The organism is Burkholderia sp. AU30198, assembly GCF_020419825.1.
Classification (GTDB): domain Bacteria; phylum Pseudomonadota; class Gammaproteobacteria; order Burkholderiales; family Burkholderiaceae; genus Burkholderia.
The window spans coordinates 1-23,543 of the sequence record NZ_JAIZSA010000009.1 but is presented as its reverse complement, the minus strand read 5'-3'; the positions used below and the strand labels follow the sequence as shown (position 1 = coordinate 23,543).

Here is a 23,543-nt window from a genome sequence, read left to right as displayed (position 1 = left end):
GCCCCATTCAGCTTCCAGGCGGTCGCCAGGCGCCTGCCGTTCGGCCCCGCCCTGGCGCTTGTCGCACCACCGGCCCGCCAACCCGCCAATATTTCACGATGCGGAACAAGTCTCTGCGTTGTAAAAATTCGTGGTGCAGGGCACAAATTTCCCGTTTCGCGATGCCAAAAAACGTTCCACAATACAAAACGATGCAAATAATTATTTGTTTTTAAAAGAGAATTTTTGTTTAGTGAAGCCGTTCTACATGCACCATCCGACCGGGTCCCGGACGTAGACTTTGTTCCATGCACTGACGCTTCGCCACGACGTTCGACACGGAACCCGGCGCAAGCAGCCAGCCGGGCCACCAGGTGGCACAACAGAATCGCTTGTGATCAGAAAGGGAGAACGGAAATGAAGGGATTTCGCTTTGGTTCAGCGCTCGGGTCGTTCTACATCCTGCCGGGTAACGGCGGCTGGGAAGCGACATTCGGCAACGCCCTGCTCGGTGCGTTCACGTGCCCCGAAGTGGCAGCCGACCACATCTCCCGTGGCGACTGCGAGCAACTGTCGGAACTGGACACGGCCACGCTCGAAGTGCCGCACGAAATCGCCGAATGGGAAATCGTTCACGTCTGAATGGCAAGCCTGCAACGAAAAACGCCCCGGGCGTCCGGGGCGTTTTCCTTTTGTAACAGGCAACAGGCGGTAATGCCCGCCGCGCCGGTACACGCATCGACTCGCGCGATCGCGCGACCCGCGTCAGGCGACCGCGTCGACGATGCCGTTCAGCGTCGCGCTCGGGCGCATGGCCTGGCTCGTCAGGTCGACGTTCGGACGGTAGTAGCCGCCGATGGCCTGCGCGTTGCCCTGTGCAGCCGCCAGTTCTTCCAGGATGCGCGCTTCGTTGTCGGACAGCGCCTTCGCCACGCCTTCGAACTGCGCCTTCAGCGCCGCGTCGTCGGTCTGCTCGGCCAGCGCCTGCGCCCAGTACAGGCACAGGTAGAAGTGGCTGCCGCGGTTGTCGAGGCCGCCGACCTTGCGCGCCGGCGACTTGTTCTCGTCCAGGAACTTGCCGGTCGCCTGGTCGAGCGTCTTCGCGAGCACGAGTGCCTTCGGGTTCTGGTAGGCGTTGCCGAGGTGCTCGAGCGACGCGGCCAGCGCGAGGAATTCGCCGAGCGAATCCCAGCGCAGGAAGCCTTCCTCGACGAACTGCTGCACGTGCTTCGGCGCGGAGCCGCCCGCACCCGTTTCGAACATCCCGCCGCCGGCCATCAGCGGCACGATCGACAGCATCTTCGCGCTGGTGCCGAGTTCCATGATCGGGAACAGGTCGGTCAGGTAGTCGCGCAGCACGTTGCCGGTGACCGAGATCGTGTCCTTGCCCGCGCGGATGCGCTCGAGCGAGAAACGCGTCGCGTCGACCGGCGTCATCACGCGGATGTCGAGGCCGTTCGTGTCGTGATCCTTCAGGTAACGCTCGACCTTCGCGATGATTTGCGCGTCGTGTGCGCGAGCCGGATCGAGCCAGAACACGGCCGGTGCGCCGGTCGCGCGCGCGCGGTTCACCGCGAGCTTGACCCAGTCCTGCACCGGCGCGTCCTTCGTCTGGCACATGCGCCAGATGTCGCCCGCTTCCACCGCATGCTCGAGCAGCACGTTGCCCGCTTCGTCGGTGACGCGCACGACGCCGTCCGCCGGGATCTGGAACGTCTTGTCGTGCGAACCGTATTCTTCAGCCGCCTGCGCCATCAGGCCGACGTTCGGCACGCTGCCCATCGTGACCGGATCGAACGCGCCGTGCTGCTTGCAGTCCTCGATCACGGCCTGGTAAACACCGGCGTAGCAACGATCCGGAATCACGGCCTTTGCGTCGTACAGCTGGCCGTCCGGGCCCCACATGCCGCCCGAATCGCGGATCATCGCCGGCATCGACGCGTCGACGATCACGTCGCTCGGCACGTGCAGGTTCGTGATGCCCTTGTCGGAGTTGACCATCGCGAGGCGCGGGCGCACTGCGTATTCAGCCTTGATGTCGGCTTCGATCGCTTCGCGCGTGTCGGCCGGCAGGTCCTTCAGGCGCGCGTACAGGTCGCCGATGCCGTTGTTCGGGTTGAAACCAGCCTGCGCCAGCACGTCAGCGTGCTTCGCGAGCGCGTCGCGGTAGAACACCGACACGAAATGGCCGAACAGGACCGGATCGGAGACCTTCATCATGGTCGCCTTCAGGTGCACCGAGAACAGCACGTCCTGCGCCTTCGCATCGGCGATCTGCGCTTCGATGAAGCTGCGCAGCGCATTGCGGCTCATCACCGATGCGTCGATCACTTCACCGGCCTTCACGGCCGTCTTTTCCTTCAGCACCTTCTTCGCGCCGTCGGCCGTCGTGAGTTCGATCTTCACGCTGCCGGCATCGGCGATCAGCGCCGACTTCTCGCTGCCGTAGAAGTCGCCTTCGCTCATGTGCGCGACGTGCGCCTTCGACGTGGCCTTCCACGCGCCCATCTTGTGCGGATGCTTGCGTGCGTAGTTCTTGACCGACAGCGGCGCGCGGCGGTCGGAATTGCCTTCGCGCAGCACCGGGTTCACCGCGCTGCCCTTGATCTTGTCGTAGCGGGCCTTGACCGCCTTCTCTTCGTCCGTCGACGGATCTTCCGGATAGGCCGGCAGCTTGTAGCCCTGCGCCTGCAGTTCAGCGATCGCGGCCTTGAGCTGCGGCACCGATGCGCTGATGTTCGGCAGCTTGATGATGTTCGCTTCCGGCTTCAGCGTGAGCTGGCCCAGTTCGGCCAGATCGTCTGCACCCTTCTGCTCGGGCGGCAGGACGTCTGCGAATGCCGCGATGATGCGGCCAGCGAGCGAGATGTCGCGCGTTTCGACGGCGACGCCGGACGAGCGCGTGAAGGCCTTGACGATCGGCAGCAGCGAATAGGTCGCGAGCGCGGGCGCTTCGTCAGTGAGGGTGTAGATGATCTTGGGCGAAGTGGACATGGTCGATGCGTTGCTACGTGAAAATTTTGACTGAGAGCGCCGGCGGGTAACCGGCGGGGAGCGACCGGGTCGGTCGCGAAAGGGGCGCGCCGGCTCAGCCGGGCGGTGGTGTTGCGAGGGCCGTCATGTTCTACCTTGCAGGGGCTCCGGGCCGCATCGCGGCGCCGCGGCCCGCATGCCGGACCGCCCTGCCAACAAACCTGCCATCCACGAAACGCTCCGGCGCCGGCAGTGGGCGCCGGGGCGGCCGGACACGCCGGCCCACCCCGGAAGGGGACTTACATGTTCTCGATCAGCACTTCACCGAAGCCCGAGCACGACACCTGCGTCGCACCTTCCATCAGGCGCGCGAAGTCGTACGTGACGCGCTTCTGCAGGATCGACTTCTCCATCGCGGCGATGATCGTATCGGCTGCTTCCGTCCAGCCGAGGTGGCGCAGCATCATTTCCGCCGACAGGATCTCGGAACCGGGGTTCACGTAATCCTTGCCCGCGTACTTCGGCGCGGTGCCGTGCGTCGCTTCGAACATCGCGACCGAATCCGACAGGTTCGCACCCGGCGCGATCCCGATGCCGCCGACCTGCGCGGCCAGCGCGTCGGAGATGTAGTCGCCGTTCAGGTTCAGCGTGGCGATCACGTCGTATTCGGCCGGGCGCAGCAGGATCTGCTGCAGGAACGCATCGGCGATCGAATCCTTGATCACGATCTCGTTGCCCGTCTTCGGGTTCTTCACGCGCATCCACGGGCCGCCGTCGATCAGCTCGCCGCCGAATTCCTTCTGTGCAAGCGCGTAGCCGGCGTCACGGAACAGGCCTTCCGTGAACTTCATGATGTTGCCCTTGTGCACCAGCGTGACCGACTTGCGATCGTTGTCGATCGCATACTGGATCGCCTTGCGCACGAGACGCTCGGTGCCTTCGGTCGACACGGGCTTGACGCCGATCCCCGAGGTTTCCGGGAAGCGGATCTTCTTCACGCCCATCTCGTCCTGCAGGAACTTGATCACCTTCTTCGCCTGCTCGGAGCCCGCAGCCCATTCGATGCCTGCGTAGATGTCTTCCGAGTTCTCGCGGAAGATCACCATGTCGATCTTTTGCGGCTCGCGCACCGGCGACGGCACGCCCTTGAAGTACTGCACCGGGCGCAGGCACACGTACAGGTCGAGTTCCTGGCGCAGCGCGACGTTCAGCGAACGGATGCCGCCGCCGACCGGGGTCGTGAGCGGCCCCTTGATCGACACCACGTATTCCTTGAGCACCTGCAGCGTTTCGTCCGGGAGCCACACGTCCGGACCGTACACCTTCGTCGCCTTCTCGCCCGCGAAAATCTCCATCCAGTGGATCTTGCGCTTGCCCTTGTAGGCATGCGCGACCGCCGCGTCGACGACCTTGATCATGACCGGCGTGATATCGAAGCCCGTACCGTCGCCTTCGATATAGGGAATGATCGGCTGATCGGAAACGTTGAGCGAGAAGTCCTTGTTGACGGTGATCTTGTCACCGCCTTCCGGAACCTTGATGTGCTGATACGGCATGATCGACTCCAGTGACGTGGCTGAGCAGGTGATGCTGGTCGAAGCTGCGCGCGCGGCGGGGGCGCGGCATGGCCACCCCGTGACGGCAACAGCGAGCCGCTATTCTAGCGCCCCAACCGGGCACTTCGGCATGAAGCGCGGCACTGCGTATCAAGACCCCACTTATGTCTTATATAAGACAGAGGACTTGCCGTTCCGTATTATGCATTAAGATTCCGCCATTTGCCATAGACCGCCCGCCCCCGCTTCCCGCGGCCCGCCGGGCGGACGCCCCGCCATGAACCTGATCGCCCTCAACAAGCCGTTCGGCACGATTTGCCAGTTTTCCGCGCACGAGACGCGCCCGTCGCTCGGCGACTGGGTAAAAACGCCCGGCGTCTACGCGGCCGGCCGGCTGGACGCGGACAGCGAGGGCTTGCTGCTGCTCACCGACGACGGCGCGCTGCAGGCGCGCATCGCCGAGCCGCGCCACAAGCTCGTCAAGCGCTACTGGGCGCAGGTCGAGGGCGCGCCCGGGCCTGCCGACCTGAAAGCGCTCGCGCGCGGCGTCGACCTCGGCGACTATGTGACGCGCCCGTGCCGCGCCGAATTCATCGAACCGCCCGACACGCTGTGGCCGCGCAACCCGCCGATCCGCTACCGCGCCGCGATCCCGACGACGTGGATCGAGCTGGCGATCACCGAAGGCAAGAACCGGCAGGTGCGCCGGATGACGGCGGCCGTCGGCTTCCCGACGTTGCGCCTGGTGCGCGTCGGCGTCGGCGCACTGGATATATTCGCGCTCGGCATTGCACCGGGAGAAACAATCGCGCTGCCGCCGCGCGCGCCGTGGGACGGTTTCGCGCCCGCCGGATGACGAATTCGGGACGGGCAAATTTTTCGTCATCTTTTTCGTCAACCGCCTGCGAAGATCGCGCGTTAAACCACGCAGATGCCAACCTTAGCTATCCGGCATTGGCAGCCGAAGCCGTGTTTGCGTCACGAAAGCGACGTTTTTATCGAATACGATTCGGCGCCCGCAGCGCAATGAGAAATTTCTCGAAGCGTCTGTCAACCGAAAGGTGGATGGCACCGTTAGACGACATGACTCCTATTGCCGGGTCATTTGGTTAATTAACTAAAGCTGAGGAACACAACATGAACAAACTGATCGCCGCTCTGGTCGCTGGCCTCTTCGCAACGGCTGCTTTCGCACAAGCATCGGCTCCGGAAGCTGCTCCGGCAGCTGCTGAAGCTGCTTCGGCACCGGCTAAGCACGCTGCTAAGAAGCACCACGCAGCTAAGAAGCACCACAAGGCATCGAAGAAGGCTGCAGCAAGCGACGCAGCAGCACCGGCAGCTGCTTCGAACTAAGTAAGCTTGCTGTAATAACGCAGTCAAGAACACGCAGTCTTGCCGTTCTTACGGCGTTGAAAGGCAGATCACCGCAAGGCGATCTGCCTTTTTCTTTTGTGTGCCCGCCTGCGCGCATCGCGTACCATGCGGGTCTTGTTTTCCAGATAGGAGCCTTGCTGTGCAATTCTCCCTGCGCTCGTCGCTCGGCCGCCTTGCGCGCGCCGCCGTGTTTCCCGCCGCGCTCGCCGTCCTCGCGCTCGGCATGCAGGCCGCCAGCGCGCAAGTGCCCCCCGGCGCCAAGCAGCCGAGCGAATTCCCGCGCGTGAAGCTGCGCGCCGGCATGTACGTGATCGACGCGGCCGTCGCCGCGAACGACCCGGACCGCGAACAGGGGCTGATGTACCGTTCGCAGCTCGCGCCGAACGAAGGCATGCTGTTCGTGTTCAACGAGAACGCGGTGCACTGCTTCTGGATGAAGAACACGCTGATCCCGCTGTCGATCGCGTTCATCCGCGCCGACGGCACGATCACCGACATCGACGAGATGAAGGCCGAGACGACCGACAACCACTGCCCGCGCAACAACGGCGCCTATGCGCTCGAAATGAGCAAGGGCTGGTTCGCGGCGAAGGGCATCAAGCCCGGCATGAAGCTCGAAGGCCTGCCGAAGGCTCCGTAACGGCCATTGCCGCGGCGTCGCGCCGCGCCCTGACCGAAGCCGGCCGCCCGTAGCGCGCCGGCTTTTTTTTCGCCTGCCGGCGGCGGCACCCGGCTTGATTCCGCCGGTGCCGGCCGCATCTGCAAAAGCCACGCGCAAGCGCTATCCTTTAAGTCTAGCTTGTCCATTCCGGGCCTGCCCTGCCGGCCCGCTTACGATCCGAACCTAAGGAGGTTCACGTGCCCCGCAAAACCCCCATCGAGCGCTATCGCAATATCGGGATCAGCGCTCACATCGATGCCGGCAAGACCACGACGACCGAGCGCATCCTGTTTTACACCGGCGTGAGCCACAAGATCGGTGAAGTGCACGACGGCGCGGCCACGATGGACTGGATGGAGCAGGAGCAGGAACGCGGCATCACGATCACGTCGGCGGCGACCACGGCCTTCTGGAAGGGCATGGCCGGCAACTATCCGGAACACCGGATCAACATCATCGACACGCCCGGGCACGTCGACTTCACGATTGAAGTCGAGCGCTCGATGCGCGTGCTCGACGGCGCGTGCATGGTCTACGACTCGGTCGGCGGGGTGCAGCCGCAGTCCGAAACCGTCTGGCGCCAGGCCAACAAGTACAAGGTGCCGCGCATCGCGTTCGTCAACAAGATGGACCGCGTCGGCGCCGATTTCTTCCGCGTGCAGCGGCAGATCGGCGAGCGCCTGAAAGGCGTCGCCGTGCCGATCCAGATTCCGATCGGCGCGGAAGATCATTTCCAGGGCGTCGTCGATCTCGTGAAGATGAAGGCGATCGTGTGGGATGACGAAAGCCAGGGCGTGAAGTTCTCGTACGAGGACATCCCGGCGAACCTCGTCGAGCTCGCGCACGAATGGCGCGAGAAGATGGTCGAGGCCGCGGCGGAAGCCAGCGAGGAGCTGCTCGAGAAGTACCTGCACGACCATGAGTCGCTGACCGAGGACGAGATCAAGGCCGCGCTGCGCAAGCGCACGATCGCGAACGAGATCGTGCCGATGCTGTGCGGCAGCGCGTTCAAGAACAAGGGCGTGCAGGCAATGCTCGACGCGGTGATCGACTACCTGCCGTCGCCTGCCGACGTGCCCGCGATTCTCGGCCATGACCTGCACGACAAGGAAGCGGAACGTCATCCGAACGACGAGGATCCGTTCTCGTCGCTCGCGTTCAAGATCATGACCGATCCGTTCGTCGGCCAGCTGATCTTCTTCCGCGTGTATTCGGGGGTGGTCGAATCCGGCGACACGGTGCTCAACGCGACCAAGGACAAGAAGGAGCGGCTCGGCCGGATCCTCCAGATGCACGCGAACGAGCGCAAGGAAATCAAGGAGGTGCGCGCAGGCGACATCGCGGCGGCCGTCGGCCTGAAGGAAGCGACCACCGGTGACACGCTGTGCGATCCGGCTCACCCGATCGTGCTCGAACGCATGATTTTCCCGGAGCCGGTGATTTCGCAGGCCGTCGAGCCAAAGACGAAGGCCGACCAGGAAAAGATGGGCCTCGCGCTCAACCGTCTGGCACAGGAAGATCCGTCGTTCCGCGTGCAGACCGACGAAGAATCCGGGCAAACGATCATTTCGGGGATGGGCGAGCTTCACCTCGAAATTCTGGTCGACCGGATGAAGCGTGAATTCGGCGTGGAAGCGACGGTCGGGAAGCCGCAGGTCGCGTATCGCGAGACGGTGCGCACGCCGGCGAAGGACGTCGAAGGCAAGTTCGTCAAGCAGTCGGGCGGGCGCGGCCAGTACGGGCATGCGGTGATCACGCTCGAACCGAACCCCGGCAAGGGCTACGAGTTCGTCGACGCGATCAAGGGCGGCGTGATTCCGCGCGAATACATTCCGTCGGTCGACAAGGGCATCCAGGAAACGCTGAAGAGCGGTGTACTGGCGGGCTATCCGGTCGTCGACGTGAAGGTCACACTGACGTTCGGTTCGTACCACGACGTCGACTCGAACGAAAACGCATTCCGGATGGCCGGCTCGATGGCGTTCAAGGAAGCGATGCGCCGCGCGAAGCCAGTGCTGCTCGAACCGATGATGGCCGTCGAGGTGGAAACGCCCGAAGACTTCATGGGCAATGTGATGGGCGACCTGTCGAGCCGGCGCGGCATCGTGCAGGGGATGGAAGACATCGCGGGTGGCGGCGGCAAGCTCGTGCGCGCCGAAGTGCCGCTCGCGGAAATGTTCGGCTATTCGACGTCGCTGCGTTCGGCCACGCAGGGCCGCGCGACCTACACGATGGAGTTCAAGCAGTACGCGGAAACGCCGGCCAACGTATCGGAAGGCGTGATCAGCGCGAAAGCGAAGTAAGCGCAGCGCGCTCGCGCGCCGCCACATGCAGGCAAGGCCCGTCCCGTTCCGGACGGGCTTTTTTTCGTCCGCTGCGCACGGTGCGCGGCTTTTTTGATCGGCACGCCCGGCAATTTTTTCGCGTGACACAATGCATCGCGATTCGTCAGATGGAACCGTCCCGATGCCGCCCACCCCTGCCCTGCGCCGCCTGCTGATCCTCTATGCCGGCCTGATCGCCGCGAACGCCGCTGTCTGGCTGTGGGCGCTCGCGGTGCTGCGCGATCATCCGCTGCTGCTCGGCACCGCCGCGATCGCATACGGGCTCGGCTTGCGTCATGCGGTCGATGCCGACCATATCGCGGCGATCGACGTCGCGACGCGCAAGCTGATGCAGGACGGCCAGCGCCCGGTGAGCGTCGGCCTGTTCTTCTCGCTCGGCCATTCGACGATCGTGATCGCCGCGACGCTCGGCATCGCGCTGACCGCGTTCGCGCTGCGCGACCGGTTCGATGCATTCCGCGAGATCGGCGGCACGATCGGCACGGCAGTGTCGGCGACCTTCCTGCTCGTGCTCGCGTGCGTGAACCTGATGATCCTGCGCGATCTGTGGCGGCGCTATCGCAGCGGGCACGCGCACGCACACGATGCCACGCATGTACACCGGCCTGCCGGGCTCGTGTCCCGGCTGCTGCGCCCGCTGTTCCGGTTCGTGTCGAAGAGCTGGCACATGTATCCGGTTGGCGTGCTGTTCGGGCTGGGTTTCGATACTGCAACCGAAATCGGCCTGCTCGCGATCGCGGCCGCGCAGGCGAGCCAGGGGCTGCCGGTCTATACCGTCATGCTGTTTCCCGCGCTTTTCACCGCCGGCATGACGCTGATCGACTCGACCGACAACGTGCTGATGATTCACGCGTACGGCTGGGCGATGGACGATCCGCAGCGCAAGCTGCTCTACAACGCGAGCATCACATTCGTGTCGGCGGCCGTCGCGCTGGCGATCGGCGGGATCGAGGCAGCCGGCCTGCTGGCCGACAAGCTGTCGCTGACGGGCCCCGTGCGCGACGCGCTCGATGCACTCGGCGAACGCTTCGGCTCGATCGGCTACGGCATCGTCGCCCTGTTCCTCGTCTGCTGGATCGCGTCGATCCTGTTCCATCGCTGGCAGCGCGCGACCGATGCGCCTGCGCGCTGAACTTAGCTCAGACGTTTCATTCCGGAAACAAAATCCCCCCCAAAAACGTTGCAGGCGCCGTCGCGCGCCTGCGTGCGCCTTGCGCGACGGGCGCAAGCGGCCGATGGCACGAATCTCGCAGATAGGGATTCTGCACGGCGGGCCCGCATGCCGCTCCGCGATCGCAGCTGGCGTCCAGCGCCCGCCCGAAAACGATCGGCTGCCGACAGGACTACGAACCTTTACCGGCCCCCTGCACCACACGTAGATCGCCGCGCGGCGACGAGGCATCGCGCGCATGGGGAGGCCATGATGCTCAAGACGAAACAACCGTTCCGTACGCCGGGACGGCGCTATCGCGCAACCTTGTTCGCCGCAGCCGCATTCGCGTGCTGTTGCTCGTATGCCGTCGCGCAGGATGCGACACCGGACGCCGCGGCCGATGCAGTTGCCAACGCGGACGCCATCATGACGCTGGTCGACGACGCTTCGCCTTGCGCAGCCAATCCGGCTGCGTGCGCGGTGCATGTTTTCGCCGGCGGACACGTTGGCGGCAATGGCGCAGGCACGAGCGGCAATGGCAATGGCAATGGCGGCAGCCCAGGTAGCGGAAATGGCAACGGCAGCGGCAACAACGGGAACGGTACCGTCGGACCTGCTGGCATCGGTGGAACGACAAGCGGAACATCCGGCGGTACGAGTGGTTCGGGTGGCTCGGGCCGCGGAGGGAATGCGTCTGGCACCGGGGGTTCGGGTGGTGGTTCTTCGGGGGGTGGTACCTCCGGAGGCGGCACTTCCGGTGGCGGCACTTCCGGTGGTGGCACTTCCGGTGGTGGTACTTCCGGCGGTGGCACTTCAGGCGGCGGCACTTCCGGCGGAGGCACTTCCGGCGGCGGCACTTCAGGCGGAGGCACTTCAGGCGGAGGCACTTCCGGCGGCGGCACTTCCGGCGGAGGCACTTCCGGCGGAGGTACTTCCGGTGGCGGCACTTCAGGCGGAGGCACTTCCGGTGGCGGTACTTCCGGCGGAGGCACTTCCGGTGGCGGCACTTCCGGTGGCGGCACTTCCGGCGGAGGTACTTCCGGCGGAGGCACTTCAGGCGGCGGCACTTCAGGCGGTGGCACTTCAGGCGGAGGTACTTCAGGCGGTGGCACTTCCGGTGGCGGCACTTCAGGCGGCGGCACTTCAGGCGGAGGTACTTCAGGCGGTGGCGGTCATGGCGGACATGGTGGCCATGGCGGTGGTGGTGGCGACGGTGACGGCGGTGGTCACGGCAACGGCGGCCATGGCGACGGCGATGGCGGTGGTCACGGCAATGGTGGCCACGGCGATGGTGATGGCGGCGGTCACGGCAATGGCGGCCATGGCGACGGCGATGGCGGCGGTCACGGCAATGGTGGCCATGGCGACGGTAACGGCGGTGGTCACGGCAACGGCGGCCATGGCGACGGCGATGGCGGCGGTCACGGCAATGGTGGCCACGGCGACGGTAACGGCGGTGGTCACGGCAACGGCGGCCATGGCGACGGTAACGGCGGTGGTCACGGCAACGGCGGCCATGGCGACGGCGATGGCGGCGGTCACGGCAATGGTGGCCATGGCGATGGTGACGGCGGCGGTCACGGCAATGGCGGCCATGGTAATGGCGGTGGCAACGGCAATGGAAACGGCAGTGGCGGCGCCGGCAATGGCGGGGCCAACGGTGTCGGCAACGGTCGCGGCAATGGCAATGGCAATGGCAATGGTGCTGGCGGCAACGGCGGCCACGGCAATGGCGGTGGCAACGGCAATGGAAACGGCAGTGGCGGCGCCGGCAATGGCGGGGCCAACGGTGTCGGCAACGGCCATGGCACCGGGAACGGCAATAGCGGCGGTCACGGCAACGGCGGATCGTCCGGAGCCAACCACTGACCGGCCGCGTTGCCCGGCCGGGTGTCGTCAGAGCATCTCGAGCGCGCGCTTGCTGCGTGGCGGACGGAAGTACGCGTCAAGCTGCGCGCGCTCGTCATCGCTGAACATGAAATCGAGCGCGGCCCGGTTGTCGCGCACGTGTTCGATCCGCGACGCCTTGGGGATCGCGAACACCCCCGGCTGCGCGAGCACCCACGCGAGCGCGACGCGCATCACCGACACGCCGCGCTGCCGCGCGATCTCGTCGAGCGGCGAGCGCTTCGGCAGCCGCCCGTGATCGACCGGGCTGTACGCCATCGCCGGCATCCGGTGCTCGGCAAGCCACGGCAGCAGGTCGAACTCCGGGCCGCGCCGCGCGATGTTGTAGAGGATCTGGTTGGTCGCGCACGCGCCGCCACCGGCTTCATCGACGAGTTCGGCCATGTCGGCCGTATCGAAGTTGCTGACACCCCAGTGACGGATCTTGCCCGCGCGCTGCAGCGCTTCGAAGCCTTCGACCGTCTCCTCGAGCGGCACCGAGCCGCGCCAGTGCAGCAGGTACAGATCGAGGCGATCGGTACCCAGGCGTTTGAGGCTCGCATCGCACGCGGCGACGACGCCGCGTCGGCTCGCATGGTGCGGATAAACCTTGCTGACGAGGAACACATCGTCGCGCAGGCCCGCGAGCGCCTCGCCGACCAGTTCCTCGGTCGCACCGTCGCCGTACATCTCGGCCGTATCGACCAGCGTCATTCCGAGTTCGATGCCCTCGCGCAGCGCGGCAATCTCGTCCGTGCGCCGCGCCGGCCGCTCGCCCATTTCCCACGTGCCCAGGCCAAGCTTCGGAATCGTCTCGCCGTCCGGCAGGACGACCGTGGCGATCGTGTCTGTCATGCGTTCCTCGTTGCGGATGGGTGGCCGCGCACCGCGGCCCAGGCATCGAATACGACGCATCAGTGTAGTCAATCGGCGCGCCATTCACCTATTGCACGGCAAAAACCGGCTATAACGGCGCCACGTGATGACTTAGAATGGCCGCAATCAGATCGATACCCACTCCATGAAGGCATCCACGGACGACCGCTGGCAGGACCTGCGCCCCGACCCCGACAACGACACGCCGCTCTACCTGCAGCTCGCCCGCAAGCTCGGTGACGCGATCCACGACAACCGCTGGACGGCCGGTGAGGCATTGCCCTCCGAACGCGTGCTGTCCGATGCGCTCGGCGTTTCGCGCATCACCGCGCGCAAGGCGATCGCGCTGCTCGTCGAGCAAGGCCTGATTCGCCGCACGCAGGGCGCCGGCAACTTCATCCAGCCGCGCTACGAAGATCCGCTGTCGCGGCTGTCGAGCTTCAGCGAAATGCTCGAACGGCGCGGCTTCAAGCCGAGCTCGCAATGGCTCGCGCGCGAGATCCAGCCGGCGAACCGCGACGAGGTGATCCAGCTCGGGCTGTCGCCGGCGGCATCGGTCACGCGCCTGAAGCGCCTGCGCCTCGCCGACGGCATCGTGATGGCGGTCGAGAATTCGACGTTTCCCGCGACGCTGATCCCCGATCCGCAGGCGATCGGCGGTTCGCTGTACAGCTATCTCGAAGCGCGCGGCACGCCGATCGTGCGCGCGCTGCAGCATTTCCGCGCGGTCAACGCGACCGACGAGATCGCCGAGCAGATGGGCATCGCACCGCACGACGCACTGCTGCTGATCACGCGAATCGGCTATACGTCTGACCAGCGCGCGATCGAACTGACCGATACCTACTGCCGCAACGACTACTACGACTTCGTCGTCGAGCTGCGCAAGTAACGTAAGCCGCGCCGCCGCTCACAGCCAGCGCGCATCGTCGGTGCCGAGCGGCACGGGCGGGCGCGTCAATGCAGGCGGTGTCACCGACAACCGCTCGGCCGGCCGCACCGCGTCGAGCGTGCCGAACGGCGACGCGATGCGCTCGATCCGGTCGCGCACGTCGGTGTGCGCGAAATCGGGCGCCTGCAAGCCGTCCGGCACGATACCGAACGACTGCAGCCAGCGCCCCGTCTGCGCGAGCGACAGTCGCACGTGCCAGCTTCCCCCTTCGCGCGCCCGGCGCGCGAGCGCGATCATCGCGCCGAACGCCGCGAGATAACCCGTCGCATGATCGAGCGCCTGGCACGGCAGGTGGCGCGGCCCGTCCGCGTGCGCGGCCTGCTGCTCTCGCCACGCGATCCCGCTCGCCGACTGCACGAGGCTGTCGAAGCCGCGCCGCTGCGCCCACGGCCCCGCGTGCCCATACGCGGATACCGATACGTACACGATGCCGGGCCGCCGCGCCGCCAGCGCGTGCGGCGCGAAGCCGCGCGCCGCGAGCGCGCCGGGCCGGTACGACTGCAGGAACACATCCGCATCGCGTGCGAGCGCGTGCAGCGTATCGATGCCCGCCGCATCGCGCAGGTCGATCCACGTCGAACGCTTGCCGCGCCCGTTGTCGATCACGAGCGGCGCAATGTTCGGCAGGTGCGGGCCGTTGACGAGCAGCGTCTGCGCGCCATGCGACGCCAGCGTGCGGCCCGCGACCGGCCCCGCGATGATGCGCGTGAGATCGAGCACGCGCACACCCTCGAGCGGCTGCCCGGCTTCGCCGCGGCCGATCGGCTCGACCGGCGCATCGCCGATCCGCTCGATCTCGAACAGCGGCAGCGACGCGATCGCGCGCGCCTGCTCGTGCGCCGCCCACTCGTCAGGTGTTCTGATCAATGCGGCGCACAGCCCGGCCTCGGCCAGCGCGGTATCGAGCGCCGCACCGTCCCGCGTGCGAATCGCCGCGGCGACGTCGTCCCGCTGCGCGCCGCAGCCGAGTACGTCGAGAATCCCGTGCAGGTGATGCGGGAAGTTCGCGTGCAACTGGATCCAGCGTCCGTCGCCCGTCTCGAAGAAGCCCGTCACCGGATGACGCAACTCCGGCGGCGGGCCATCGTTCACGCGCAGGTAGCGTTCGCTGCGGAACGCGACGAGCGCGTCGCGCACCGACACGTCGACGGATTGCGCGACACGAGTGCGAAGCCGGTGGCATTCGGCCGCCGCGAGCCCGGCTGCCGCGATCGTCGCCGCGGCGAGCGTGCCGACCCGGAAAGTCGACGGCAGCGTCGGATCCTGCCCCGTCACGGTCGCACGGGCCAGCGCGTCGGGGTCGCCGTGTGCGAGCCGCCACAGATGCGCCAGCGCGAGTTCGGGTGTCATGGCGGGATGGGCGATGGGGAGACAAGATCGAGTCTAGAAGTCGCGGCAGTCGCGAGCAATCCCGATTGCGCGATTCAGCACGTCACGCACGGCCGTAGCGCGGGGGTATCTCCTGCGCCCCGGCAGGAACGGCCGGCATCACATCCCCCGGCGCGCTGGAAGCCTGCCGGCATCCCCGGTGCCGGCGTGCCCCCTGCACATCCGCACCACGGCCCGCTGCGCTCGCTGCCGGACGGCGCGACCCTGCTCCGCTGCCGCCTCGCGGACACGATGCGGCTACCCGCGCGCCCCGTGCCGACGCGAAACGCCCGGATGATGTCGTCGAACGCTCTCTCGACCGGGGTGTGCCAGGCGCCGGGCTCGCCGATCACGCAGATCGCCAATGGCCGCACGGCCGGCCGGATCGCGCATGCGCTCGGACAATGCACTGACGGCAAACCGCTCCAGCCCCGGGGGCTACGTCGGCAGCGACGCTGGCGCGTGACGCCGGCCGTCGCGCCATGCGACGAGCGGCCGCCACCACGCCTGCGCGGCGCGCCCGGCTCGCACCTCGAGCGGACCGAACGCGAACGTCGCGCCGTGCGCCCCCGCGCTGACCCACACGCGCATGCCGGGCGTGAGCATCAGCGAATCGCCGGCACCGAGCCAGTGATCGTCGGGCCGGCCCTCGATCGTCACCCAGACCTCGCCGTCGGCCACCTCCAGTGCGGTGCGATCGACGATCCGCCACCGACCGGCCGGCTCGTCGCCATCGATCACATACAATCGCAGTTCGCTCATGGCAGCCTCCTGGTCGCACGGGTCCGATGGCATCAGTATTTCGGACAGTGGCAGCACACGGACAGATACGGCTGCAGACACTTTCGACTGAACTGTACTGGCCGTTCGACGAGGACGGGTACCCGCCGGCCGGACTTCGCTGCGCCCTTGCGCGGAACCTGCACGGCGCGATGGCTTTCCCTACAATGTCGGCTGTCCCGCGCCACCATCCCGCCCCAATGTTCCAGCGCCCACCTGCCGCCGCTCCCGGCGAAAAGAACCTCACTGTGATGCTCTGGCTCGTCGCGACGGGCTTCTTCATGCAGACGCTCGATGCGACCATCGTGAACACGGCGCTGCCGTCGATGGCCGCGAGCCTCGGCGAATCGCCGCTGCGCATGCAGTCGGTCGTGATCGCGTACTCGCTGACGATGGCCGTGATGATCCCCGTGTCGGGCTGGCTCGCCGATACCTTCGGCACGCGGCGCGTGTTCTTCAGCGCGATCCTGGTGTTCTCGCTCGGCTCGCTGCTGTGCGCGAACGCGCAGACGCTGACGCAGCTCGTCGCGTTCCGTGTCGTACAGGGAGTCGGCGGCGCGATGCTGCTGCCGGTCGGGCGGCTCGCGGTGCTGCGCACGTTCCCGGCCGAACGCTACCTGTCCGCGCTGTCGTTCGTCGCGATTCCCGGCCTGATCGGCCCGCTGATCGGGCCGACGCTCGGCGGCTGGCTCGTGAAGATCGCGTCATGGCACTGGATCTTCCTGATCAACGTGCCGGTCGGCGTCGCCGGCTGCATCGCGACCTTCTATTCGATGCCCGATTCGCGCAACCCGGCCGTCGGCCGCTTCGACCTGAAGGGCTATCTGCTGCTGACGATCGGCATGGTCGCGATCTCGCTGTCGCTCGACGGGCTCGCCGATCTCGGCATGCAGCACGCGGCCGTGCTCGTGCTGCTGATCCTGAGCCTCGCGTGCTTCGTCGCGTACGGGCTGTATGCGGTGCGCGCACCGCAACCGATCTTCTCGCTCGAGCTGTTCAGGATCCACACGTTCAGCGTCGGGCTGCTCGGCAACCTGTTCGCGCGGATCGGCAGCGGCGCGATGCCGTACCTGATCCCGCTGCTGCTGCAGGTGAGCCTCGGCTACTCGGCGTTCGAGGCCGGGCTGATGATGCTGCCGGTGGCCGCCGCCGGGATGTTCTCGAAGCGGATCATCACGCGCCTGATCACGCGGCACGGCTACCGCAAGGTGCTGCTCGCGAACACGATCATGGTCGGCGTGATGATGGCGAGCTTCGCGCTGATGCGCGACTCGGTGCCCGTGTGGGTGAAGGTCGTGCATCTCGCGCTGTTCGGCGGCTTCAACTCGATGCAGTTCACCGCGATGAATACCCTGACGCTGAAGGACCTCGGCACCGGCGGCGCGAGCAGCGGCAACAGCCTGTTCTCGCTCGTGCAGATGCTGTCGATGAGCCTCGGTGTCACGGTCGCGGGCGCATTGCTCGCGACCTTCACCGGCATGCTGCGCACCGTCACGCCCAGCAACACGCTGCCCGCGTTCCATGCAACGTTCATCTGCGTCGGCATCATCACGGCGGCTTCCGCATGGATCTTCGCGCAGCTCGCGCCCGAGATCCGCAGCACCGCGCGCAAGACCGACCCGTCCGAGCGCGCGTGACGCGCAACACGCAGCACGCGCCGAACCGGGTCGGCACGCACCATTACGGTGCAGCGCGGCCCCGCGATGCGCATTTGAAACGCCTGCAATACCCGGCGGCCCGACCGCGACGCGCCGCCGCACGGGGTACGATGCCGTGCACGCTTCTTGCTCGCCTATTCTCTAGGTAAACTGGCAGTCTTCCTTCGGCCGACATCATGAGCATGATCGAAATCGATCCCCCCGGCTTCCAGCCGCCCCGCCCCGTCGCCGGCGACGACGGGAACCGGCGCACCGTGCTGTATGGCGGCTACACCGTGTTCAGCGTGTTCCAGCCCGTTTTCTCGGTGTCGCACCGCCGCGCGATCGGCTATCACGCGTCGCTGCGTGCGCACGACGAGGAAAGCCGCCAGGTGGCGTCGCACGAGGTGTTCACGCAGGCGGCGCGGCGCGGCGACCTGCTCGAGCTCGGCCGGCTCGCCGAATCGCTGCACCTCGGCAACTTCCACGCGTTCGACAGCCATGACGAATGGCTCTTCCTGAGCCTGCATCCGGCCGCGCTGATGGACACCGTCTACGGCGACGCGATGCTCGCGAACCTGAAGGCGCTCGGGCTGCCGCCGCACCGCGTGGTGCTCGAAGTGCCCGAGCAGGCGGGCGGCGAGACACCGCGCTACGCGGCGATCGTCGACGGGCTGCGCAAGGCCGGCTTCCTGATCGCGCTCGTCGGATTCGGCGCGAAGCATTCGAACATCGACCGCGTGTGGCACCTGCATCCCGACATCGTCACGCTCGACCGCGGCATCCTCGCGCAAGCGAGTGAGCACTCGCATCTCGAACGCGTGCTGCCGGGGCTCGTGTCGCTGCTGCACGAATCCGGCCAGCTCGTGCTGATGGGCGGGCTCGCGACCGAGCGCGACGCGCTGATCGCGCTGGAGTGCGACGTTGATTTCGTGCAGGGCCAGTACTTCGCGGGGCCGAGCGTCGAACCGGTGCAGCCGCAGGCCGCCGCGGGCTGCATGGATACGCTGTCGGCCGCGTTGCGGCTGCGCGTCGCGGAACGCGAGCGCACCCAGGCGGAACGGCTCGCGCCCTACGTCGCGGCGCTCGAGGAAGCGAGCCGGAAGCTCGGCGCGGGCGAACCGCTCACCGACGCGGCAGCCGTCGTACTCGGGCTGCCCGAGACCGCGCGCTGCTTCCTTCTCGACGCATCGGGGCGCCAGATCGGCGACAACGTGCTCGCACGCGGCAGCGTCTCGCAGCGCGCCAAGCGGTTCCGGCCACTGCTGCATTCCGAAGGCGCGAGCTGGGAACGGCGCCCGTACTTCATCGACGCGATGCGCGCGCCGGGCCGCGTGCATCTGACGCCGCCCTACCTGTCGATCAACGAGGCGCACCTGTGCGTGACCGCGTCGATCGCCGCGCCGGTCGCGACCGGCATGCAGGTGCTCTGCGTCGACATCAACTGGGAAGCGGCACTCAACCGCGAATGAACGAGGTGCCGCCGCGCCGCGCTCAAGCGGTGGCAGCCTTGCGTACGATCAGCCGGTGCACGCGCTTGCCGGACGACGGGCTGACGACCTCGTGCTCGTCGATCACCTGCGTGCCCGCGCCGAGCGCCGCCCGCATCCGCGCCGAATCGAGCGGCGTATAGAGGCGGCCGCGCTCGTCGCGCAACGCGCCGTTTCCGGCCACCCGCCAGCTCAGGTACAACGTGCCGCCCGGCATCAGCAGCTCGGCCAACCGTGTGGCGGCGGCCGCCGCTTCCGCCTGTTCGAGATGCATCACGACCGTTTCGCACAATACGTTGCGAAACGCGCCGGACGGCACGCCGGCCAGCGCCGGCAGCGCGGCCAGCTCGAAGGCGAGATCCGGATGGCGGCGCCGCGCCTCGTCGAGCAGCGCGGCGCTCGCGTCGTAGCCGCGCACGTCGAAGCCGCGCGACGCGAGCCACGCCGTATCGCGCCCGGCGCCGCAGCCGACGTCCGCGGTCGGCCCCGGCGAGAAATGCTGCTCCAGCAGCGCGTACATGTCGTCGGGCGCAGCCTGGTCGAGCCAGTCCTGCGCGTATTGCGCGGCATGGGCGTCGTAGGCATCGAGAGTCGGGCGATCCACCATAGTGACAGCTCCGCATAGGCGTCGTATGACGCACCCCGCATCTTAGCCGTTCACACCCCGTACGGCATCACGCCCCCTCGCGCGACGCGTGGCACAGCCCCCTACGCGGCCCGCACATCGCCCGCGTGCGCCGCCCGCGCGGTCAGCTCGGCCCACAGTGCATCGCCACGCCAGGCCGGGCGCGCCGCCGCGCGTTCCGCGTCGTGCACGAGCGCGCACAGTCGCGCATTGACGGGCGCCTGCGCGCCGAAGCGCGCGGCCAGCCGCACGACCTCGCCGTTGATCCACTCGACTTCCGTCGCCCGCCCCGCCGCGAGATCGTCGGACATCGACGAACGCGCAAGCGGGTCGATCGCGAGCATCCGGCCGCCGAGCACGCGGAACGCGGCGTCGGGCAAGTCGAGCACGGCCGGGATCCACGCGGCCGGCAACGGCGTCAGCCGCGCGGGCCGGATCGCCGCCCTCGCCAGCCAGTGCAGCGCTTCGCGCTGCGCGAGCGCGACGCAGCGCCGGTACGCCCGTTGCGCGAGCTCGTCGCGCAGCGGCAGGTTGGCGAGCGCGTTGACCGCGTTGTTCAGGTTGAGCAGCAGCTTCGCCCACTGCACGGCCCGCATGTCGCGATGCAGCGCGAGCGGCAGCCCGGCACGCGCGAAGGCACCGGCGAACGGCTGCAGCGCGGGGGACGCGTCGGCCGCCAGCGCGCCGGCCGAGCCCTGGTGAAACGCACCGGGCTCCCGTTCGATCACGTTGAACGGCACCATGCCGGTCAGCACGGTGGCTTGCGGCAGCGTCTCGCGCAGCACGTCGGCGTTGTGCAGGCCGTTCTGGAAGCTGATCACGGCCGTGCCGGGCCGCAGCACGCCGGCAAGCTGCACCGCGGTGTCACGCGTCGCGGCCGATTTCACCGTCACGAGCACGAGCCGCGCGGTGGCCGCAGCCGCAGGATCGGTCGCGAACACGACGTCGGCCGGCGCGAGCGACGCACGATAGCCGCGCTGGTCGGTCAGCGTCAGCCCATGCCGATGAATCGCGTCGCCGATCCGTGCGCGGCCGACGAGCGTCACGTTCGCGCCGGCCGCCGCGAGCCGGCCGCCGAGATAGCAGCCGACGGCGCCCGCGCCGAACACGCAGACCGGTGCGTCAGACATGCGAATGCGCGCCGCCGTGCACGGGGCCGGCCCGCCGCTCGACTTCGCGGCGCACGTCGCCGCGCAGCCCCGCGAAGAACGCGACCTCGGCGACGACGAACAGCGGCCCGACCATCAGGCCGACCAGATCGTCGACGAACGCGGGCTTGCGCCCTTCGAACCAGTGCCCGACGAACTGCACGATCCAGCCGACGACGAACGCGCCGATGCCGATCGCGAGCCATTGCGCGGTCGGCAGCAATGCGAGCGCCTGCGCGGCCCACAGGCCCAGCGCGAACAGCGCGGTCATCACGAGCCCGAACCGCAGGTCGAGACGCAGGTAGAAGACCGCGAACGCGACGGCCATCAGGAGCGCCGGCGACAGCGCAATGCCGGCCAGCATGCCGAGCGCCGGCCGCGACAGCAGCACCTCGACCGCGAATACGATCATCGGGATCCCGACCAGATGGGTCGCGATGTTGCGCGCATCGCGGTGGTAGGCCGCATACTGGGAAAGATGGTCTTCGAGCGTCTTCATCGCGTCTCCTGGTCGGTGGTTGAGCGCTATGATGCGCGTCACGCCCGAGAACCTCTGTCAGCTACCCGACATCGCGTGCCCATGCCCTCTTCGCTCGCCCCGTACCTGCCGCAGATCGAAGCGAACCCGTGGTTCGCCGCGCTGCCGCCCGCGTTGCGCGCGGACCTGCTCGCCCGCGCGGCGCTGCGCCGGCTGCCCGCCGACCATGCGCTGTTCCGGCGCGGCGACCCGCCGTGCGGGCTGTACGCCGTACTGGCCGGTTCACTCACGATAGGTGCGGTCGACCCGCAGGGCAAGGAAGCGCTGCTCACCGTGGCCGAGCCCGTCACCTGGTTCGGCGAAATCGCCCTGTTCGACGGCCAGCCGCGCACGCACGACGCGATCGCGCTCGACGACGCGCTGCTGCTGCACATCCCGCAGGCCGCGCTGCTCGCGATCCTCGACGCGACGCCGCAGTACTGGCGGCAATTCGCGTTGCTGATGGCGCAGAAGCTGCGCCTGAGCTTCCTGACCGTCGAGTCGATGAGCGTGATGCCGGCCGCGCAGCGGCTCGCCGCCCGCCTGCTGATGATCGCGGACGGCTATGGCGGGATCAGCGCCGGCCGCACCCGCATCCGGCTGTCGCAGGAAAAGCTCGCGGCGATGCTGTCGCTGACGCGGCAGACCACCAACCAGTTGCTGAAGGCGCTGCAGGCCGACGGCGTCGTGCGGCTGCACGTCGGCGAGATCGAACTCGTCGACGTCGATGCGCTGCGGCGCGCGAGCGGGTTGCCCGACGGCGTGCGCTGAGCCCCGGCACGACCGCGGCGCGTCTCCCCGCCGTCACCGCGTTGCGCTATCGTGGCGGCTCGTCCTTTCATCCGCCCGCACCGCCTTGAGCACGTCGACCGCCTCCGCTCCCTCCCGCCATCCCTGGCCGGTGTTCGTCGCTTTCCTGCGGCTCGGTCTCACGTCGTTCGGCGGCCCGGTCGCGCATCTCGGCTACTTCCGCACCGAATTCGTCACGCGGCGCGGCTGGCTCACGGAGCGCACGTACGCGGATCTCGTCGGGCTGTGCCAGTTTCTGCCGGGGCCCGCGAGCAGCCAGGTCGGAATGGCGATCGGCCTTGCGCGCGCCGGCTATGCGGGCATGTTCGCCGCGTGGCTCGGCTTTACGCTGCCGTCGGCGCTGCTGATGATGCTGTTCGCGCTCGGCGTGCACGCGACGGGCGCGCCGAGCGAAGCCGGCGCGCTGCACGGGCTGCGCATCGTGTCAGTCGCCGTGATCGCGCAAGCCGTGTGGGGCATGGCACGCACGCTGTGCCCGGATGCGCGCCGCGTCACACTGATGGCCGCGGCCGCCTGCGTCGCGCTGCTCGCGCCGGCCGCGTGGACGCAGGTTGCCGTGATCGTCGCGGCGGGACTGGCCGGCCTCGTGCTGCTGCCGCAGCCGGCGCGCGGCGCCCACGACCCGTTGCCGCTGCACGTGTCGCCCCGCGCGGGCGTGTTTTGGCTCGTGCTGTTCGCGGCGCTGCTCGTCGTCCTGCCGTTCGCGGCCCGCGCACTGCGCTCCGACACGCTTGCCGTCGTCGATGCATTCTTCCGCACGGGCGCACTCGTGTTCGGCGGCGGGCACGTGGTGCTGCCGCTGCTGCAGGCGGCCGTGGTTGCGCCCGGCTGGGTCGGCGATGCGGCGTTCCTGGCCGGATATGGCGTCGCGCAGGCCGTGCCGGGGCCCCTGTTCACGTTCTCGGCATTCCTCGGCGCGTCGCTGCGCCACGCGCCGAACGGCTGGCTCGGCGGCACGATCGCGCTGGCGTCGATCTTCGCGCCGTCGTTCCTGCTGGTGGCCGGCACCGCGCCGTTCTGGGAGCGCCTGCGCCGCAGCACGCGGATGCAGGCCGCGCTCGCGGGCGTGAACGCGGCGGTCGTCGGGCTGCTGCTCGCCGCGCTCTATCACCCGGTCTGGATCGACACGATCATGGCACCGCGCGATCTGGCCGCCGCGCTCGTCGCCTTCGTCGCGCTGGTGTTCTGGCGCGTGCCGCCGTGGGCCGTCGTGCTCGCGAGCGCGGCGCTCGGCTGGGGGCTCGGCCTCCTGGCCTGATCGGGCACGCGTGGCACGTTGTGATGCTGTCAAGTCCTGGAATAGGTTGACAGTGTTCACCCGCTAAACGCCCGATGCACCGCATCGGGCGTTTTGTATTTGAGGGCGGCATGTGGCCGCTCGCAGTTGTAGATGTTCACCGACTGTTCGACCA

Annotated in this window: 20 protein-coding genes; 12 read left to right on the top strand and 8 right to left on the bottom strand. The window is 67.7% G+C overall.

Features of this window, described 5'->3' with window-relative positions:
• The first annotated feature begins 396 nt into the window (after window positions 1-396).
• Window positions 397-621, top strand: coding sequence for a hypothetical protein (locus tag LGN19_RS20040; protein ID WP_122946094.1), 225 nt, complete (start codon window positions 397-399; stop codon window positions 619-621).
• 123 nt (window positions 622-744) lie between these two features.
• Here LGN19_RS20040 and LGN19_RS20035 read toward each other — a convergent pair whose 3' ends face one another.
• Both LGN19_RS20035 and icd read right to left on the bottom strand, forming a co-directional pair.
• A complete protein-coding gene (locus LGN19_RS20035; protein ID WP_122946095.1) occupies window positions 745-2,973 on the bottom strand; it encodes an NADP-dependent isocitrate dehydrogenase in 2,229 nt (742 codons plus the stop codon).
• A gap of 278 nt (window positions 2,974-3,251) precedes the next feature.
• Window positions 3,252-4,508 (bottom strand): NADP-dependent isocitrate dehydrogenase, encoded by a 1,257-nt coding sequence (gene icd / locus LGN19_RS20030; RefSeq protein WP_006478026.1) that lies wholly within the window; start codon window positions 4,506-4,508, stop codon window positions 3,252-3,254.
• 277 nt (window positions 4,509-4,785) lie between these two features.
• Here icd and LGN19_RS20025 point away from each other — a divergent pair, with 277 nt between their 5' ends.
• The 6 genes from LGN19_RS20025 to LGN19_RS20000 all read left to right on the top strand — a co-directional run bounded on the left by LGN19_RS20025 (window position 4,786) and on the right by LGN19_RS20000 (window position 11,910).
• Window positions 4,786-5,364, top strand: a complete 579-nt coding sequence (locus tag LGN19_RS20025; protein ID WP_043190023.1) for a pseudouridine synthase — start codon at window positions 4,786-4,788, stop codon at window positions 5,362-5,364.
• Window positions 5,365-5,645: 281 nt separating this feature from the next.
• Complete coding sequence (locus tag LGN19_RS20020; RefSeq protein WP_011352970.1) at window positions 5,646-5,861, top strand: hypothetical protein; 216 nt, start codon at window positions 5,646-5,648, stop codon at window positions 5,859-5,861.
• Between the two features lie 160 nt (window positions 5,862-6,021).
• Window positions 6,022-6,522: a DUF192 domain-containing protein gene (locus tag LGN19_RS20015; RefSeq protein ID WP_226216760.1), complete on the top strand. Its 501-nt coding sequence runs from the start codon at window positions 6,022-6,024 to the stop codon at window positions 6,520-6,522.
• A gap of 218 nt (window positions 6,523-6,740) precedes the next feature.
• Window positions 6,741-8,846 carry an elongation factor G gene (gene fusA, locus LGN19_RS20010; protein ID WP_226216758.1) on the top strand — a complete coding sequence of 702 codons (2,106 nt, stop codon included), beginning with the start codon at window positions 6,741-6,743 and terminating at the stop codon, window positions 8,844-8,846.
• Window positions 8,847-9,009: 163 nt separating this feature from the next.
• On the top strand, window positions 9,010-10,020 hold the full coding sequence (locus tag LGN19_RS20005) for a HoxN/HupN/NixA family nickel/cobalt transporter (RefSeq protein WP_226216756.1): 1,011 nt from the start codon (window positions 9,010-9,012) through the stop codon (window positions 10,018-10,020).
• A 291-nt stretch (window positions 10,021-10,311) separates the two neighbouring features.
• Window positions 10,312-11,910 (top strand): hypothetical protein, encoded by a 1,599-nt coding sequence (locus LGN19_RS20000; protein WP_226217008.1) that lies wholly within the window; start codon window positions 10,312-10,314, stop codon window positions 11,908-11,910.
• A 27-nt stretch (window positions 11,911-11,937) separates the two neighbouring features.
• On the opposite strand, the gene LGN19_RS19995 is transcribed toward LGN19_RS20000, so the two are convergent.
• Window positions 11,938-12,783 (bottom strand): aldo/keto reductase, encoded by an 846-nt coding sequence (locus LGN19_RS19995; protein WP_226216754.1) that lies wholly within the window; start codon window positions 12,781-12,783, stop codon window positions 11,938-11,940.
• Between the two features lie 166 nt (window positions 12,784-12,949).
• Here LGN19_RS19995 and LGN19_RS19990 point away from each other — a divergent pair, with 166 nt between their 5' ends.
• Window positions 12,950-13,696, top strand: coding sequence for a GntR family transcriptional regulator (locus LGN19_RS19990; protein WP_011352976.1), 747 nt, complete (start codon window positions 12,950-12,952; stop codon window positions 13,694-13,696).
• A gap of 18 nt (window positions 13,697-13,714) precedes the next feature.
• On the opposite strand, the gene LGN19_RS19985 is transcribed toward LGN19_RS19990, so the two are convergent.
• Both LGN19_RS19985 and LGN19_RS19980 read right to left on the bottom strand, forming a co-directional pair.
• Window positions 13,715-15,106, bottom strand: coding sequence for a CoA transferase (locus LGN19_RS19985; protein WP_175223694.1), 1,392 nt, complete (start codon window positions 15,104-15,106; stop codon window positions 13,715-13,717).
• Between the two features lie 456 nt (window positions 15,107-15,562).
• Window positions 15,563-15,886, bottom strand: coding sequence for a DUF2917 domain-containing protein (locus LGN19_RS19980; protein ID WP_226216752.1), 324 nt, complete (start codon window positions 15,884-15,886; stop codon window positions 15,563-15,565).
• A 218-nt stretch (window positions 15,887-16,104) separates the two neighbouring features.
• Here LGN19_RS19980 and mdtD point away from each other — a divergent pair, with 218 nt between their 5' ends.
• Together mdtD and LGN19_RS19970 are read left to right on the top strand one after the other, a co-directional pair.
• Window positions 16,105-17,541: a multidrug transporter subunit MdtD gene (gene mdtD / locus LGN19_RS19975; protein ID WP_175223699.1), complete on the top strand. Its 1,437-nt coding sequence runs from the start codon at window positions 16,105-16,107 to the stop codon at window positions 17,539-17,541.
• Between the two features lie 197 nt (window positions 17,542-17,738).
• Complete coding sequence (locus LGN19_RS19970) at window positions 17,739-19,013, top strand: EAL domain-containing protein (protein WP_175024847.1); 1,275 nt, start codon at window positions 17,739-17,741, stop codon at window positions 19,011-19,013.
• Between the two features lie 22 nt (window positions 19,014-19,035).
• Here LGN19_RS19970 and LGN19_RS19965 read toward each other — a convergent pair whose 3' ends face one another.
• The 3 genes from LGN19_RS19965 to LGN19_RS19955 form a co-directional block, all read right to left on the bottom strand.
• A complete protein-coding gene (locus LGN19_RS19965) occupies window positions 19,036-19,638 on the bottom strand; it encodes a methyltransferase domain-containing protein (protein ID WP_122946106.1) in 603 nt (200 codons plus the stop codon).
• A gap of 101 nt (window positions 19,639-19,739) precedes the next feature.
• Window positions 19,740-20,786 carry a 2-dehydropantoate 2-reductase gene (locus LGN19_RS19960; protein WP_226216750.1) on the bottom strand — a complete coding sequence of 349 codons (1,047 nt, stop codon included), beginning with the start codon at window positions 20,784-20,786 and terminating at the stop codon, window positions 19,740-19,742.
• Window positions 20,779-21,303 carry a DUF962 domain-containing protein gene (locus LGN19_RS19955; protein WP_122946108.1) on the bottom strand — a complete coding sequence of 175 codons (525 nt, stop codon included), beginning with the start codon at window positions 21,301-21,303 and terminating at the stop codon, window positions 20,779-20,781. Before LGN19_RS19955 ends, LGN19_RS19960 begins: the two co-directional genes overlap by 8 nt.
• An 81-nt stretch (window positions 21,304-21,384) precedes the next feature.
• Between LGN19_RS19955 and LGN19_RS19950 the strand changes: the two genes are divergently transcribed.
• Together LGN19_RS19950 and chrA are read left to right on the top strand one after the other, a co-directional pair.
• Window positions 21,385-22,092, top strand: a complete 708-nt coding sequence (locus LGN19_RS19950; RefSeq protein WP_122946109.1) for a Crp/Fnr family transcriptional regulator — start codon at window positions 21,385-21,387, stop codon at window positions 22,090-22,092.
• Between the two features lie 85 nt (window positions 22,093-22,177).
• The gene (chrA, locus tag LGN19_RS19945) at window positions 22,178-23,389 is read left to right on the top strand and encodes a chromate efflux transporter (RefSeq protein WP_226216748.1); all 1,212 of its coding nucleotides are present in this window, start codon (window positions 22,178-22,180) and stop codon (window positions 23,387-23,389) included.
• The last annotated feature ends 154 nt before the right edge of the window (window positions 23,390-23,543 follow it).

What these genes read in the sequence shown, in the direction of transcription:
- LGN19_RS20040 (WP_122946094.1), top strand. Translation starts at nt 397, where the DNA reads ATGAAGGGATTTCGCTTTGGTTCAGCGCTCGGGTCGTTCTACATCCTG.
- LGN19_RS20035 (WP_122946095.1), bottom strand. Translation starts at nt 2,973, where the DNA reads ATGTCCACTTCGCCCAAGATCATCTACACCCTCACTGACGAAGCGCCC.
- icd (WP_006478026.1), bottom strand. Translation starts at nt 4,508, where the DNA reads ATGCCGTATCAGCACATCAAGGTTCCGGAAGGCGGTGACAAGATCACC.
- LGN19_RS20025 (WP_043190023.1), top strand. Translation starts at nt 4,786, where the DNA reads ATGAACCTGATCGCCCTCAACAAGCCGTTCGGCACGATTTGCCAGTTT.
- LGN19_RS20020 (WP_011352970.1), top strand. Translation starts at nt 5,646, where the DNA reads ATGAACAAACTGATCGCCGCTCTGGTCGCTGGCCTCTTCGCAACGGCT.
- LGN19_RS20005 (WP_226216756.1), top strand. Translation starts at nt 9,010, where the DNA reads ATGCCGCCCACCCCTGCCCTGCGCCGCCTGCTGATCCTCTATGCCGGC.
- LGN19_RS20000 (WP_226217008.1), top strand. Translation starts at nt 10,312, where the DNA reads ATGCTCAAGACGAAACAACCGTTCCGTACGCCGGGACGGCGCTATCGC.
- LGN19_RS19995 (WP_226216754.1), bottom strand. Translation starts at nt 12,783, where the DNA reads ATGACAGACACGATCGCCACGGTCGTCCTGCCGGACGGCGAGACGATT.
- LGN19_RS19990 (WP_011352976.1), top strand. Translation starts at nt 12,950, where the DNA reads ATGAAGGCATCCACGGACGACCGCTGGCAGGACCTGCGCCCCGACCCC.
- LGN19_RS19985 (WP_175223694.1), bottom strand. Translation starts at nt 15,106, where the DNA reads ATGACACCCGAACTCGCGCTGGCGCATCTGTGGCGGCTCGCACACGGC.
- LGN19_RS19980 (WP_226216752.1), bottom strand. Translation starts at nt 15,886, where the DNA reads ATGAGCGAACTGCGATTGTATGTGATCGATGGCGACGAGCCGGCCGGT.
- mdtD (WP_175223699.1), top strand. Translation starts at nt 16,105, where the DNA reads ATGTTCCAGCGCCCACCTGCCGCCGCTCCCGGCGAAAAGAACCTCACT.
- LGN19_RS19970 (WP_175024847.1), top strand. Translation starts at nt 17,739, where the DNA reads ATGAGCATGATCGAAATCGATCCCCCCGGCTTCCAGCCGCCCCGCCCC.
- LGN19_RS19965 (WP_122946106.1), bottom strand. Translation starts at nt 19,638, where the DNA reads ATGGTGGATCGCCCGACTCTCGATGCCTACGACGCCCATGCCGCGCAA.
- LGN19_RS19960 (WP_226216750.1), bottom strand. Translation starts at nt 20,786, where the DNA reads ATGTCTGACGCACCGGTCTGCGTGTTCGGCGCGGGCGCCGTCGGCTGC.
- LGN19_RS19955 (WP_122946108.1), bottom strand. Translation starts at nt 21,303, where the DNA reads ATGAAGACGCTCGAAGACCATCTTTCCCAGTATGCGGCCTACCACCGC.
- LGN19_RS19950 (WP_122946109.1), top strand. Translation starts at nt 21,385, where the DNA reads ATGCCCTCTTCGCTCGCCCCGTACCTGCCGCAGATCGAAGCGAACCCG.